The sequence below is a fragment of the Acinetobacter sp. LCT-H3 genome (assembly GCF_001866125.1).
In the GTDB taxonomy this organism is placed as follows: Bacteria; Pseudomonadota; Gammaproteobacteria; order Pseudomonadales; family Moraxellaceae; genus Acinetobacter; species Acinetobacter schindleri.
This window is the reverse complement of the sequence record NZ_MODX01000011.1, coordinates 1-14,388: the sequence shown is the minus strand read 5'-3', so window position 1 is coordinate 14,388 and position 14,388 is coordinate 1. Positions and strand designations below refer to the sequence as shown.

At 43.8% G+C, this 14,388-nt stretch carries 12 protein-coding genes; 8 read left to right on the top strand and 4 right to left on the bottom strand.

Annotated features, from left to right (window positions below; translation table 11 throughout):
• Window positions 1-18: 18 nt before the first annotated feature.
• Together BK820_RS07665 and BK820_RS07660 are read right to left on the bottom strand one after the other, a co-directional pair.
• Window positions 19-1,017 carry a hypothetical protein gene (locus tag BK820_RS07665; RefSeq protein WP_071320570.1) on the bottom strand — a complete coding sequence of 333 codons (999 nt, stop codon included), beginning with the start codon at window positions 1,015-1,017 and terminating at the stop codon, window positions 19-21.
• Between the two features lie 178 nt (window positions 1,018-1,195).
• Complete coding sequence (locus BK820_RS07660; protein ID WP_071320569.1) at window positions 1,196-1,441, bottom strand: SlyX family protein; 246 nt, start codon at window positions 1,439-1,441, stop codon at window positions 1,196-1,198.
• A 35-nt stretch (window positions 1,442-1,476) separates the two neighbouring features.
• Here BK820_RS07660 and BK820_RS07655 point away from each other — a divergent pair, with 35 nt between their 5' ends.
• Window positions 1,477-3,387, top strand: a complete 1,911-nt coding sequence (locus BK820_RS07655) for an ATP-binding cassette domain-containing protein (protein ID WP_071320568.1) — start codon at window positions 1,477-1,479, stop codon at window positions 3,385-3,387.
• A gap of 121 nt (window positions 3,388-3,508) precedes the next feature.
• The gene (locus BK820_RS07650) at window positions 3,509-4,444 is read left to right on the top strand and encodes an LpxL/LpxP family acyltransferase (RefSeq protein ID WP_071320567.1); all 936 of its coding nucleotides are present in this window, start codon (window positions 3,509-3,511) and stop codon (window positions 4,442-4,444) included.
• A 765-nt stretch (window positions 4,445-5,209) separates the two neighbouring features.
• Here BK820_RS07650 and BK820_RS07645 read toward each other — a convergent pair.
• Window positions 5,210-6,337: an endonuclease/exonuclease/phosphatase family protein gene (locus BK820_RS07645; protein WP_071320566.1), complete on the bottom strand. Its 1,128-nt coding sequence runs from the start codon at window positions 6,335-6,337 to the stop codon at window positions 5,210-5,212.
• Window positions 6,338-6,525: 188 nt separating this feature from the next.
• Between BK820_RS07645 and asd the strand changes: the two genes are divergently transcribed.
• From asd to truA, 5 genes are all read left to right on the top strand, one after another.
• Window positions 6,526-7,644, top strand: coding sequence for an aspartate-semialdehyde dehydrogenase (gene asd, locus BK820_RS07640; RefSeq protein WP_071320565.1), 1,119 nt, complete (start codon window positions 6,526-6,528; stop codon window positions 7,642-7,644).
• A gap of 141 nt (window positions 7,645-7,785) precedes the next feature.
• On the top strand, window positions 7,786-9,372 hold the full coding sequence (locus BK820_RS07635; RefSeq protein ID WP_081409051.1) for a FimV/HubP-related protein: 1,587 nt from the start codon (window positions 7,786-7,788) through the stop codon (window positions 9,370-9,372).
• Window positions 9,373-9,445: 73 nt separating this feature from the next.
• A complete protein-coding gene (gene fimV / locus BK820_RS07630; RefSeq protein ID WP_071320564.1) occupies window positions 9,446-10,855 on the top strand; it encodes a T4P machinery localization factor FimV in 1,410 nt (469 codons plus the stop codon).
• Between the two features lie 45 nt (window positions 10,856-10,900).
• The gene (locus tag BK820_RS07625; protein WP_171260602.1) at window positions 10,901-11,869 is read left to right on the top strand and encodes an asparaginase domain-containing protein; all 969 of its coding nucleotides are present in this window, start codon (window positions 10,901-10,903) and stop codon (window positions 11,867-11,869) included.
• Between the two features lie 18 nt (window positions 11,870-11,887).
• A complete protein-coding gene (truA, locus tag BK820_RS07620) occupies window positions 11,888-12,685 on the top strand; it encodes a tRNA pseudouridine(38-40) synthase TruA (protein WP_071320562.1) in 798 nt (265 codons plus the stop codon).
• 91 nt (window positions 12,686-12,776) lie between these two features.
• Here truA and BK820_RS07615 read toward each other — a convergent pair whose 3' ends face one another.
• Window positions 12,777-13,784 (bottom strand): AraC family transcriptional regulator, encoded by a 1,008-nt coding sequence (locus BK820_RS07615; protein ID WP_071320561.1) that lies wholly within the window; start codon window positions 13,782-13,784, stop codon window positions 12,777-12,779.
• 231 nt (window positions 13,785-14,015) lie between these two features.
• On the opposite strand from BK820_RS07615, the gene infA reads away from it, so the two are divergent.
• Window positions 14,016-14,237, top strand: a complete 222-nt coding sequence (gene infA / locus BK820_RS07610) for a translation initiation factor IF-1 (protein WP_001284370.1) — start codon at window positions 14,016-14,018, stop codon at window positions 14,235-14,237.
• Window positions 14,238-14,388: the final 151 nt, after the last annotated feature.

The following is a 14,388-nucleotide window of genomic DNA, read 5'->3' as shown; positions in this document are numbered from 1 at the left end:
CAAGTTTGCGCGACAAAATTAATTCAGGAACATCTCATGGCTATAGAGAACTTCATGACCATTCCAGTAAATATAGCCTTTCTCCAGCAGTTCCTTCAGCAATAAACGCACATCGGATTTTGGAAATAACTGTTCCAGTAAATCTCGCAATTCATAAATATCTTTAGGCTTGTCACCTTGTAGTTCACGCAGCTTGCGTGCCACTTCCATTTGTACCGGATCAATGCGGTCAAAGTTTTTGAACAATCCCTGTTGTACAGACTGAATGGCAGATTGTTCTTCAATGACTTTTTCTGGCTCTTCCGGGGTCAATTCAGCAATGGCCTGACTCAGATCAAGCGATGTAGTTGGTGCAGCAGACAGATCCAGTTGTGACCATTGCTTTAATACCTTTTTACGGAAGGCAATCTGATCTTCATAGCGTTTTACAATCTTGAGGTTAATCAGCATTCCGACTACATGCTGCGCTTTGCCTGGCAGTACTTGCAGAATATTTGCCACAGAATTTTTCAGGCTTTCCAATGTGGTTGGCTTGCCTGGCATTTTCGCCAGTGCATCACAATATTTTTTCACCAGTTGTAAAGTGGGTTTCTGCTGAATGGTGTCGAGACTTGGGATCTTGAATTTAGGAGAGATTTTTTTATCCTGTTCTGGTTCTGCCTGTACCTGAATCAGGCTACAGCTAATGTCAGATGCAATCAGCATTTGCATCAGCATTTCACTGCTGTCCATGGCTGAAATCAGTTCCACATGCGTGTCCGGTTCCAGCAGTGCCATCAGCTGTCCGACAATGACCGCATATTCATATTCACGGTGTTCAGCTTCAGGAATGTCCAGAATGACCACTTGCCCACTGGCGATCCAGCCTGCCAGTTCGGTCAGGTCTTCCAGTTCAAATTCAAACTTTCCGGCACAGCTAAACAGGTACAAGATTGGATAATGCTTGGTGATTTCACGTAATAGAGTGGCGGTCGGGAAATTATTTTCAAGATCGAGTAAAACAACTTTCTGTGACATGGAACACCAATCTGAACAAAACCTGGAAGCGCTATTAGAGGGGCAAGCGTGAAAAAGGTCAAATTATTTTCAGCATGGCTAGTTTTACTGACTAGGATTACCCTGCTGAAACAAAGCATAAACCCATTAAAGCGAAAACCCTCACAATCGAGGGTTTTCTACATGACCAATTACATAATTAATAATGCGGTGGTCGATCAATAATCGGGTCGAATTCTGCAATGCCCTCAGACAAATCTGCCGACTCAACACGTTGATATAACAGCGTCATTTGCTTTTGAAGATTGATGATTTCCAGATTCTGCCTGGTCACCAGCTGATTCAACTGTTCAACTAAATCGTCCAAAAATGCAATTCGGACTTGCAAATCTTCAATGGGTGCGGAAAATGACGCCTGATCATTTAGATTTTGTTGTTTAGTCATTTTAAGTCCTCATCATAGGATTTCAGGAAACCATTATGGCCTATATTACCCTTAGGGATGTCCAACTCGCGTTTGGCGGACCTGCACTGCTCGACGGCGCTAACTTTAATTTAGAACGCGGTGAACGAGTGTGTTTGATTGGCCGTAATGGTGAAGGTAAGTCTACCTTACTTAAACTGATTGAAGGAAGCCTGTTACCTGACAGTGGTGAAGTTTCCTTACAAAATGGCATCACAATTTCCATGTTGGCCCAAGACGTGCCGATGGATTCAGGCAAAGTCGCGGATATCGTGGCGGATGGCGCAGGTGAAGCATCAGAAGTTCTACGTGCTTATCATGAAGCCAGCGAAGCCTGCGTACTGGGTGATATGGAAGCTTGTGACCGCATGGGTTCATTGCAGCACAAGATGGATCAGCTGGATGGCTGGGCTTTAGAAACCAAGGTGAACTCTATCCTGAGTAAAATGGGCCTGGATCCTGATGCAGACCTTGCCGATTTATCCGGTGGTCGTAAGCGTCGTGTGCTGCTGGCTCGTGCCCTGCTGACCCAACCAGACGTTCTGTTACTTGATGAACCAACCAACCATCTGGACGTTGAAAGTATTGAATGGTTAGAGAAATTCCTGCTCGATCAAAATAATTTAACCCTCTTGTTTATTTCGCATGACCGTTCATTTGTAGACAGCATTGCAACCCGTATTGTTGAACTGGATCGTGGTACATTGCGTAGCTACGAAGGTAACTATTCACGTTATCTCGAGCTTAAAGCACAGCAGATGGAAGCCGAAGAAAAGCAGAATGCGCTGTTTGACAAGCGTCTTGCTGAAGAGGAAGTATGGATTCGCCAAGGGATTAAAGCGCGTCGTACCCGTAACGAAGGTCGTGTCCGTGCGCTTAAAGCATTACGCGAAGAATCAAAAGCACGCCGCTCACAACAAGGTAAAGTGAGCATGGCAACTCAGGATGCGAGCCGTTCTGGTAAAGTCGTATTTGAGATTGAACACCTCAGCGTGAAATTTGGTGACAATGCACCAATCATTAATGACTTCTCGGCACTGGTAATGCGTGGCGACCGTATTGGTTTAGTCGGTGATAACGGTGTTGGTAAAACCACACTGATTAAAGCGATTTTAGGCCAGCTTAAGCATGGCGGCACAGTGAAAACTGGTACACAGCTTGAAGTGGCTTATTTTGACCAGTTACGTAACGTACTGGATCTGGAAAAATCGGTAAAAGATAATGTCGCTGAAGGTTCTGACCATGTCGACATCAATGGCAGTCGTCGTCATATCTATAGCTATTTACAAGATTTCCTGTTCTCGCCTGAACGTGCCCGTACACCGGTAAAAGCGCTGTCTGGTGGTGAACGTAACCGTATTTTGCTGGCAAAACTTTTGCTTAAACCATCAAACCTGATTGTGATGGACGAACCAACCAATGATCTGGATATGGTGACCCTTGAACTATTAGAAGAAATGTTAAGTGGCTATAAAGGCACATTACTGCTGATCTCGCATGACCGTGCCTTTATGGACAATGTCGTGACCTCAACCTGGGTATTTGATGGTAAAGGCAATATCGATGAATATATCGGTGGATATCAGGATTATTTAGAACAGCGTCCGAACCAGACAGCAGTCGATCAAAAATCTGCCGTTAAAAAAGCCGCAGCCAAAGCTGAAGCCGCAGCGGCTGCCGCTGCTCCTGCACCGAAAAAGGTGAAACTCAGCTACAAAGATCAACGTGAACTTGAACAATTGCCTGCAGAAATCGAAGCACTGGAAAGTGAACAGGCTGAACTTTCTGACAAACTGGCAGATGGCTCATGGTTTGTGAAAGATGCAGCAGCAGCAACCAAGGCATCTGAACGTTTAGGTGAAATTGACGAGATTTTGCTGGAAAAAATGGAACGTTGGGATGAACTGGAAAATATGACCAAAGCTTAAGTTTTCTATTTCTCCAATGCCAAGCATCTGTATTCATACAGATGCTTTTTTATTTTCACTTTTTTGTTTCAAAAAGCTCTTCTGCTACACTGCAGATATCTTGAGGTTTAAATAGCAGATTATGAGTAAAAAGCCAGATTACCAACCCGGTGAATTTCAGTGGGCCTTCCTGTCTCCCCAGTATTGGGGCATATGGATTGGTATTGTATTCCTGATGATTCTGGCGATTTTACCTTGGGCGATTCAGTACCGTCTGGCTTCTTTACTGGGTAGCTTAAGTTTTAAATATCTCAAATCTCGCCGTGAAACTACAGTGCGCAATCTGGAAGTGTGTTTTCCAGAATGGTCTGCGCAAGAAGTGCAGGAAAATTCCCGTCAGGTCTTTATTGACCAGATGCTCGGTGTGTTTGAAACCTTAAATGCCTGGTACACGCCAAAATGGTTTAAAGGCCGTGTAACTATTGAAGGTCTGGAATATATCCAGCAAGCACAAGCTGAAGGAAAAGGTGCATTATTACTCGGTACGCACTCTACCCTGCTGGATGCTGGCGGCTACCTGTGTGCCCAATATTTTGAACCGGATGTCGTCTATCGTCCGCAGAATAACCCCTTGCTGGATATACTGATTTATCGCTGCCGCGCCACAATTTATGCCAACCAGATTGACCATGATGATATGCGTGGTCTGGTGCGTAATCTGAAAAATGGACATGCGATCTGGTACAGCCCGGATCAGGATTTCGGTTTAAAACAAGGCGTAATGGCACCATTTTTTGGCGTTCCTGCTGCAACCGTGACCGCACACCGTCGTTTATTAAAAATGACCAAAGCCGCTGCGATCCCACTGTATTTCTACCGTCACGGCGATATCAAAAATCCAAAATATCATGTCCTGATTGAGCCACCCGTTGAAAACCTGCCAAGCGCAGATGAACTGGATGATGCCACTCGCGTGAACCAGATTATTGAACGCCAGTTACGGATCGCCCCAACGCAATATATGTGGTTCCATCGCCGTTTTAAGACCCGCCCACAGGGTTATGATTCGATTTATTGAGTTCTCGAACTCTTTCATCATGGATTAATGATTTGTTCCCTGATAAATCCACATGGCTTCAGTATGACCAACATAGCTAAAGCCTGATAAAAACCGGTAGCATGCTGGTCAGCAACTAAAATTTTTTGATGAAATCTTGAATAACGCTCTAGCATGGCCTGCATAATTCGGCGACCAATGCCGGCCCTTGTAATTCTGGATAAACCAGTAAATGGGAAAATACATCACCAGATAGCCATCAGAAATGGCATTACCGAGTCCAACCAGTCAACCATTCATACCGGCAGTCACAAGACTATGGGAATGGTTCAAGGCTTCTAAAAGCAGTTGCGGTTTTTTTAGCTGCTGACTATTGATTGGCACAATAGGGTTTAAGTACTTCAAATTCCTGGGCTGAGTCACTGTCAGAAATAATAAACTACATACACGTTTTTCAGAAATTATTTCAACTCAATAAATTGTTTTAATAATCAATTAAATAAAAAAGAAAATTAAAGCTCTAAAATAGTTTAACCCGGGCTCTACATCCTGTAAAAACCCGGGTTAATGAGGTTGTGCTTTCAACATTTTAATTCTTGGTTTTTTGTGATTTCCATTTCATCATCATATCCATGATGTCTTCATTCAGCTTCGTCTTCCTTATGAGAAATTCCCTTCTCGACTCCCTGTGCTGATATAAGCAGAATATTGGAATCATCGAGGAATAAATATCGTTTAAGACCCCAATCTGTGTAAGTCATTTCGTACACTTTTCCGATAAATCCATCACACTTTTGAACCATTTTTGTAGGTTTGAGCAATTTCATCCGTGACTATTTTTTCTTCTTTCTCAGCTTTTTCAATACCTTCTTGTATAGCTTCCTGAGCCTGTTGCTCATCTTCTTCAGTCTGTTCCAGTTCTTCTTGTACATGATCAAAGACTCGCCCGGTTTGTAGTACCACAAACACCGGAAAATGATCCGAGCCCACATGTGGCAAACGCTCCATATGGACTAAAGCAAAGTCGGTACTGTGGAAGACATGGTCAAGTGACCAGCGGAACATCGGATAATCGGCATGAAAGGTATTCACATAACGGCGCCCGACACGCGGGTCGAGCAAGCCACTAATACGCTGAAACAAACGTGTAGTACGTGACCAGGCGACATCATTCAGATCCCCCATCACAATACAGCTTTCATCGAGATCCTTGATTTGATCGCCAACAATCAGCAATTCAGCATCACGCAGTTTCGAGTCCTTGGCTTCAGTCGGACTTGGCGGTTTTGGATGTAGGCAATATAACTGAACCGGATGGCCAGAACGTAAAGTGACTGTGGTATGAATCGAAGGAATTTCATTACTCAAAATAAACTTCACTTCGGTGTCGCTGAGTTTTAATTTACTGTAGAGATGCATCCCATACAGGTTATCCAAGGGCACAGGTACACGGTAGGGATAGTCCGCTTCAATCACTGAGAGTTGTTTCTGCCATTCTGAATTGGTTTCCAGCGTCAGTACCAGATCTGGAGCTAAATGTTGAATTTGTTCGAGTAATAGATGATATTTTTCATTGGTCATTAACACGTTAGAAACCAGTAAAGAAATTTGTTTGCTTGGATCCAGTTGCTGCCGTTTGACCTTCTTCACCTGTTTCTTCCAGATAAAGGTATAAGGCAAGACCATCTTCAACTGGTAGGCTTGTGCCGCGACTAGTCCTACAAAAATAATTTGGTCTATCAAGGTCCAGGAATGCTCCCAGAATATGTAAAGCCCTAGTGCAATGAAGCCAATGATCAGAATTTGTAGTCGCGGGAAATCGGCGCCACGGATCCACCATTCATCACGAGGAATCAGGGACCAGAAACTGAGCCAGATGACCAGCACTGACAATATCTGAATAAACAAAATCATAAAGTGACTCTTTTACTATGTTGTTATTTTTTCTAGAAGAAAATCTGCGTTATCAATTTTGTATGTAACATAAACAAGATATTTCGCTCAATATTATTGATGTTTCTATTGTGTAGCTATTGCAGTTGAGTCCCTTTTTGGTACACTCGAACCCCCTTTAATTTTTTAACGCACCGAGGCAAAGTGACATGAAAGTAGGTCTGGTCGGTTGGCGCGGGATGGTTGGTTCCGTCCTAATGCAACGTATGGTTGAAGAGAATGATTTTGCTCATTTTGAGCCATTCTATTTCTCTACCAGTAATGCAGGTGGTGAAGCACCGGCATTTGGTGGTAAAACTGCCCCAGCACTTATAGATGCGACAGATATTGATCGTCTGAAGCAAATGGATGTCATTATTACCTGCCAAGGTGGCGATTATACCACTGCGGTTTTCCCTAAGCTGAAAGCTGCAGGCTGGAATGGTTACTGGATTGACGCTGCGTCTACGCTGCGTATGGATGATGAAGCAATCATCGTACTTGACCCGGTTAACCTGAACGTGATCAAAGATGGCCTAGTGAAAGGTACTAAAACTTTCGTTGGCGGTAACTGTACGGTTTCCCTGATGCTGATGGGCCTAGGTTCTCTATTCCAGAACAACCTGGTGGAATGGGCAACTTCGATGACCTATCAGGCGGCATCTGGTGCAGGTGCACAAAACATGCGTGAGCTGATCACAGGCATGGGTTACCTGTATAACAATACTAAAGACCTACTCGATGATCCACGCTCTCCAATTTTGGACATCGATTCTAAAATTGCTGAATTACAACGTGGTGAAGGCTTCCCGTCTGCAAACTTTGGTGTACCGCTAGCTGGTTCTCTGATTCCATATATCGACAAGCAGCTGGAAAGCGGCCAGTCGAAAGAAGAATGGAAAGGTCAGGTTGAAACCAACAAGATCCTGGGCAACCAGCAGATCGTTCCAATCGATGGTCACTGTGTACGTATCGGTGCAATGCGCTGTCACTCTCAGGCAATTACCTTGAAGCTAAAACGTGACGTACCTTTGAATGAAATCGAAGATATGATCCGTCAGTCTAGCCAATGGGCAAAAGTGGTACCAAATACACGTGAAGCATCAATGACTGATCTGACGCCTGTCGCAGTAACCGGTACATTAACTGTTCCAGTCGGCCGTCTGCGTAAAATGAACATGGGTAAAGAATACCTGGGTGCATTCACTGTAGGCGACCAGTTACTTTGGGGCGCTGCTGAGCCTTTACGCCGTATGCTACGCATTCTGATTGATTATAAAAATGCTTAATTAAGCGCGTTATAATCAATCTAAAAGCCGATCTTTATTGATCGGCTTTTTTGTGTCACTATCAAGAAAATAGTTGAACAAACATAGACATCCCAATCATCGAGCCATACTGCCTATAATATGACCGATGCTGAGCCTAGAATGAAGATGACTGTATATAAAAAATTCAAAATTGCTACTTTAACCATGATGATTACACAGCATGTTTTTGCAATCACGGTTGAGCCAGTTCAGGTTCAATCAGCACCCGGGGAATTACTCTATGCGGAAATGAATTTCCGTCAGTCAGATATCAATATACCGATTGAAGTGAGTTTAGCTACGCCAGAAGATTTAATGACGCTGGGCACTACGCATCAACCTCCCGGTCATCTTAATTTTTTTACCCGTCGTAGCAGTAATGGCACAGGTGTGATTACTATTACTTCTTCACGCCCAATCACTCAAAATGATCTGAATTTTGTAGTTAAAGTTAAAGAAGGCAATGCAGCACGCTTACAACATATCAAGACCACACTCAAACCCAAGACAGATCTGCTAAAAGCTTCAATCAGCGCGAATGAACGAACATTAACCCCAGTCGTGGTGGTGAATGAAAATGAAATTGGTTTAAATTTACCTGTCAGTACGCAATACAAGCCTGCAGCAGCGAATACCAAAGCTATGGAAAAACCATTGGCTGTACAGCGTCTTACTCCACCGCCATTATCACCAAACTCTATCCCTCAGACAACATCGATAACGACTCCTGTCGTTCAGGCTCCAGTCAAGGTTGAGGAAGCTATTACAGCTGTGAATACGCGTCTAGTCGCAAGTACTTTGACGACACCCACACCAATCGCTAAACCTGCAATGCCAGCTATTCAACAAAAGCCTCTAGCTTCAAATAGTCTTCAAAAAAATCCAGTCACTACCACAGCTCAAACAAAAACTCAGGTAGCACAAGCTGCTTCAGCAGCGCCTGTTGCACAGCCGAATCAAGATATACCAACTCAAAAAGTACAAAGTCAAAAGCCAGTGGCGACCTATCCTGCTGCTGCGCCACACTCCAATTCCAGCGACCCATTAGTTAAAAAATATGCCGACGAACAAGTCGCAAAACAGAAGCAAGTCCCTCCTAAAAAACCGCCTCAAGCAGCTCCGGCTCCAGTGAAACACTCCCCTCAAGCGAGCCCGACATCTATTGCAAAAGCAAGTTATGTGGTTCAATCCAATGAATCTCTCTGGAAAATTGCTGCACGTATTGCTCAGGAACAAAACCGCGGTGTCGGTGAAGTCATGCAACAAATTAAAAAAAATAATGAACAGGCCTTTATTGGCGGAGATGCGAATCGCCTGAAGCGTGGTGCGGCACTGAATTTGAATATTGCGCCCGCACAAAAACAGCCAATTACCGTCAAGACATCTGAGCTTGCACAAGTTCAGAATAAGGCTAAAGGCAGTACCAAATATCGTTTAAATCAAGCTGAAATGAGCCTGGTTGCTGAGAACCAACAAGAAACTAAGCAACTTTCTGCAAATCAAAACACATTAGACCGTCAAACTTCGAAAGAGTTGTCATTAAAAGTTATGACAGTTCGAGAAAAAACCGTTAAATTACAGAGAAACGTAACTGAATTAGAATTGGCGCTTAATCAGAAGGATCAGAGAATTCAATTATTAAATGCCCGTCTTGCCCGACTGCAACAGCAGTTGAAAGCACAACAGGCAGATAAAAAAGCCAATTAACTAATCATTACATACATTGATTTACAGGGATGAGTGGATATATGGAGCCCTCTATCTCTAAGGGGTACTTATCATGCTGATTTATGTGATTCCATTAATTTTATTGATCATCGTTCTGATTGTAGTCAAAAAACGTCAGGATGCTCAAGAGTCAGATAAACCAAAGGCAACTACAGCGAAAGCGAGAAAAACCACCAGTTCAGCACGGGCTACCCCAGCAAAAACCCGGGTGGTTGAAGAAGTTGCAGCGAACCCTCAGGAAGCTATTGCTCTTTCAGCAGATCTGCGCAAGAAAATTGAGCGCCTGATCAGTGAAGGAAATTTCTTTGCCGCTGAAGCGCAAATCAATCAGGCACTCAAAAAAGACAACCGCCAGCATGAACTGTATCTGTTGCTCCTTGATATCCATATTCAGCAGAAAGATGAATTTGCCATTTCTCAGTTAATCACACATGTCCGTTCACTCGGTTTGGATGACATTCTTGCGCAGGCAGAAACTAAAAAGGCAGAGTTTGAAAATTCAGCTACTTCAACCAAGGATACAATTGATTTTCCTTCTGCACAGTTAAGCGCTGGCTCATCAGTAACTGAGACAGGATCTATAGACAACACTGCTGCCTTTGAAGAGCTATCCCCAACCCACAGCCCAGTAGTTAATGACCTCGCTTTTGATGAACTGCAACAAGAAAATAAGCCTCAAAAAGCTGTATTTGAGCCGGCGCCATCACAGAATGATATCCAGCCGCTGGAATTTAATTTTGAGCCCACTCTGACTAAACCGGCAAGTGATGCAGCCCAGGATCTCCCAAGAGCTACAGGTTTAGAGTTTAACTTCTCTGACGCTCCTGCATCTGAGCCTACACCGAAGACAACATCAGATACTGCCACATCTGCACTAAACTTTAGCTTTGACTTAGATAGCTCAATAAAAGCTGAAACTGAAATTGCACCTGCTGCCGAGCCTGAAACTGCCGCACCGGTTATGGACTTTAAGCTTGACTTAGGCAGCTCAGAAAAACCAGAAGTGACACCAGTACCTACTGCAGAATCAGTTCAACCTCTTGATTTTTCTTTCTCGGCAGATACAACGTCAACCACAGAAACTCAGCCAGAAATCGCAGTACCAGAATTTGATTTATCAGGTTTAGCTAAACATGAACCTATAAGTCCAGCAGTACCTGTTGTCTCAGAATTGGACTTTAAACTAGATGCCGTTCCTGAAAAACCAGCCAGCGCGGCAATCAGTTTTGATATTCCATCTGCGCCCGTTACTTCAACCGTTCATCAAAATGATCCACTGGTTCAATCATTCCCTGAATTAACGGAAACGGATGAGGTAGTATTAAATCTGGAATTGGCAGAGCAGTATATCCAATTGGGTGCCTATGATGCCGCACGTGAAATCCTGGCAGAAAAGGAAGCGGACTACAGTCCACAACAACGAACCCATGTTGATCAATTACTGAATCGAATCGCTTCTTAAGTAAATTCGTTCTACACTAAAGCAGTCACTATGGCTGCTTTTTTTATGATGAAAAATATTGCATTGATTTATATGGGAGGTACGTTTGGATGCGTTGGTGATCCACTCGCTCCTATGCCTGCCGAATCTTTTTTTATAAAACTAAAAGAATTATTGCATGAAGACACGCATTCAGTAGAGTGCTTCTGCGCCCCTGTAATTAAGGACAGCAGTGCATGTACTGCTCCTGACTGGCTAGCCTTGATTCAGTTTATTCAGCAACTGCAGGCTCAGGATTATCAGCGCTTTGTTATCATTCATGGTACAGATACCATGAGCTATGCTTGTGCCGTGCTGGCGCATCTTTTAGGGCAATCTGCCTATGTGGTTTTAACCGGTAGCCAGTACCCATTATTAAATGCAGCTGGCAAGCAGCCACGCGAATTCAGTGATGCTTTGGACAACCTATGCTTTGCTCTAGATTCTGTACAGCAGGTCGAGATGGGCGTTTATCTGGCATTTAACCAAGAACTGGTTCATGGCAGAACAGCGTTAAAGCAACATACTACTGAACTCAAGGCCTTTGCTGGCATAGATGCAGAAGTAAAAATTCCACCGCAACTATATACACATAGCATTACTGCACAAGATTTGATTAAGGCACAGCAATTTAATTGCCTGAGTATCATGATGCAGCCAATTGGGCTAGATCAGCAGCTTCATAACCTTAAGCAATTATTGGCTTCACCTCCAGACTTCCTGATTCTGCAGGGCTTTGGCACAGGAAATCTCGCAGTTAATCCTGATCTCATTCAGCTTTTTGATGATTTCTATAATGCTGGCTGTGCTGTAGTTTTGACTACACAGGTACCTTTCGGGAGCACAGACCAACGCTATGCTATTGCAGAATGGGTACAGGACTGCCGGATTTTACTCAATGATGCCTATGGCCATGCCGATCTATATGCAAAAGCCCTGAAAATGTATTTACAATACGACAGCGTGGAGCAATGGCATCACCATTGGTCTGATTAGTTGAATCTTGAGGTGAATATGCAGCGTTTTGCAGTCGGTATTGAATTTAGTGGAGCACACTACAGAGGTTGGCAAACCCAACAGCCCGGCGTAGCAAGCGTGCAGGAAACGATTGAAAAGGTTCTGTCTAAAGTCGCCAATGAAACTATTATCCTGCATGGTGCAGGTCGAACTGATGCCGGCGTGCATGCCACCAATATGGTTGCTCACTTCGATACCTCTGCTGATCGCTCCGAATATGGCTGGTTACGCGGCTGTAATAGTCAGCTGCCTAAAGATATTGCAATTCAGTGGATTCAGGAAATGGACATGGATTTCCATGCCCGTTTTAAAGCCCAAGCCCGTCGTTATCGTTATGTAGTCTACAATCACCCTGTGCGTTCTGCGCTATTGCATAAACAGGTCACCCATATCCATTACGATTTAGATGTCGACAAGATGATTGAAGCTGCGACAAAGTTTGAAGGCACACATAATTTCGAAAGTTTCCGTGCCTCTGCCTGTCAATCCAATCAACCTGTACGCCATGTGCATCACTGTCGCCTAATTCGTCATGGTCACTATCTGGTCCTGGATATTCAGGCTGATGGCTTCCTGCATCATATGGTGCGCAACATCATGGGCTGTTTGCTGGAAATTGGTCAGGGCATGTATGACATCGATCAGATTGATGCCATCTTTGCTGCACAAGACCGCAAAGCGGCAGGTGTGACTGCACCACCAGATGGACTCTACTTTATTCAGGCGCATTATCCTGAACAATTTAATTTACCAAAAGTGCCCTTGGGACCACATTGGTTAAACATGCCAGGATAATTGAATCCTTTTTTTATTCATTTACCTCCCCCTACCCCCTTCTGGAAGGAGAGAAAATTCCTCCCTTTTTTAAAGGGAGGTTAGGAGGGATTTAACGCTGCTTGCGCTTTCTATATTCCACTGGCGTTTCATTGGTCCAACGCTTAAAAGCACGATAGAAGGTACTTGGCTCGGAGAAACCGGTCAGATAAACAATCCGCTCTACACTTTCACTGGTTCCTGCGAGTAAGCGTTTAGCCAGACGGCAACGATAATCCGAAAGGATCTGCTGGAAACTAGTATTGGCTTCACTCAACTGGGTACGCAAACGGCGGGGAGTAATATTCAGCTGGGCAGCGACTGTTTCTAGCGTGGTTTCCCCACTTTCCAAGGTTGAGCCGATGGCACGGCGCACTTCACCCACCAGATCATAACGTGCCAGCTCTTGCAGCTTTTCAATTGCTAACTGCTCATGCAGCTGGAGTAATTCTGGTTCTGCCTGCCAAAGCGGATATTCAAGAATACTCGGATCAAAATAAAGACGTGTTTCTTTCTGTCCCAGACTTACTGGGCATTCATAGACACGGAAGTATTCATCATCAGTTGCGCCTTTAGAAAAATTGAAGTCGATATAAATCGGCTCAAAACGCCCTTCGGTAATAAATTTAAAGAAACGCAGTACACCAGACATAGCACATTCAGTGAAATGGCGATTGACGATATTTTCGGCAAAAAGCTGCTCACCATTGGTCAAATAACAGCGGTCATCTTCCACGACCAGTTGCGCATGGAAGGCATCACTGATGAGGCGCTGGTAAGCCAAGGCACGTTTTAGCCCTTCACCAAAGTTTTCTGATGAAATAAACAAATGCTCAATGACCTGACCACGGTAAAGTGGCAGGTGTTCACCCAAATGTAAGCCGATATCAGGATCCTTGCTGACCTCTTCTGCCGCGACCCAGAATGCATACTGTGCACTCAACGGGGTACGGTCATTGGCTTCAACCTGGTTTAAGGCAACTCCTGCTTTAGTAAGCAATTCTTCGGTTGGCAAACCCGCACGACGTATCGCCTGGTAGCCTAATCGCAGTACAACCGATGCATCTGTTAGCTGACCCACTCAAAAACCTTCCTTGTATGTGCTTCATTTATACCTAAAAAGATATTTTTTAGATTAACTGTGATTGACCAAAGTGACAACATCAACAAGCAGTTTTTTAGTTAAAATATTTGTACTGATGCTTCGCTTATTTTGCTTTCAGATGATCAGTCTAAAGCCTGCTATGCCTTGTATTATACGAAAAAATTGACTATAATTTGCGCCTTTCTAATTTATTCTTTTAGGTAGGCTATGGCCAATAAAGAGGAACTCATCGAGTTCGAAGGCGTTGTCACCGAGACGCTTCCTAATACTATGTTCCGTGTACGTTTAGAAAACGGCCACGAAGTGATTGCTCATATCTCTGGTAAAATGCGTAAACACTACATCCGTATTTTAACTGGCGACAGTGTAAAAGTGGAGATGACTCCTTACGACTTAACTAAGGGTCGCATCACTTATCGTGCACGCTAAGATTTAGCGTCAGTAAAAAAAGCCACTGATCAGGGTGGCTTTTTTTGTGACTTTAATTATTCATTATTTACCAATAAATAAAAAAATTGACATAGCCTGAGAATTACAAGACTATTCAATTTAATTAAAACAATAGACCTCTTTCATAAAT

Coding starts and splice junctions, on each gene's coding strand:
- BK820_RS07665 (WP_071320570.1), bottom strand. CDS start 1,017: ATGTCACAGAAAGTTGTTTTACTCGATCTTGAAAATAATTTCCCGACC.
- BK820_RS07660 (WP_071320569.1), bottom strand. CDS start 1,441: ATGACTAAACAACAAAATCTAAATGATCAGGCGTCATTTTCCGCACCC.
- BK820_RS07655 (WP_071320568.1), top strand. CDS start 1,477: ATGGCCTATATTACCCTTAGGGATGTCCAACTCGCGTTTGGCGGACCT.
- BK820_RS07650 (WP_071320567.1), top strand. CDS start 3,509: ATGAGTAAAAAGCCAGATTACCAACCCGGTGAATTTCAGTGGGCCTTC.
- BK820_RS07645 (WP_071320566.1), bottom strand. CDS start 6,337: ATGATTTTGTTTATTCAGATATTGTCAGTGCTGGTCATCTGGCTCAGT.
- asd (WP_071320565.1), top strand. CDS start 6,526: ATGAAAGTAGGTCTGGTCGGTTGGCGCGGGATGGTTGGTTCCGTCCTA.
- BK820_RS07635 (WP_081409051.1), top strand. CDS start 7,786: ATGAAGATGACTGTATATAAAAAATTCAAAATTGCTACTTTAACCATG.
- fimV (WP_071320564.1), top strand. CDS start 9,446: ATGCTGATTTATGTGATTCCATTAATTTTATTGATCATCGTTCTGATT.
- BK820_RS07625 (WP_171260602.1), top strand. CDS start 10,901: ATGATGAAAAATATTGCATTGATTTATATGGGAGGTACGTTTGGATGC.
- truA (WP_071320562.1), top strand. CDS start 11,888: ATGCAGCGTTTTGCAGTCGGTATTGAATTTAGTGGAGCACACTACAGA.
- infA (WP_001284370.1), top strand. CDS start 14,016: ATGGCCAATAAAGAGGAACTCATCGAGTTCGAAGGCGTTGTCACCGAG.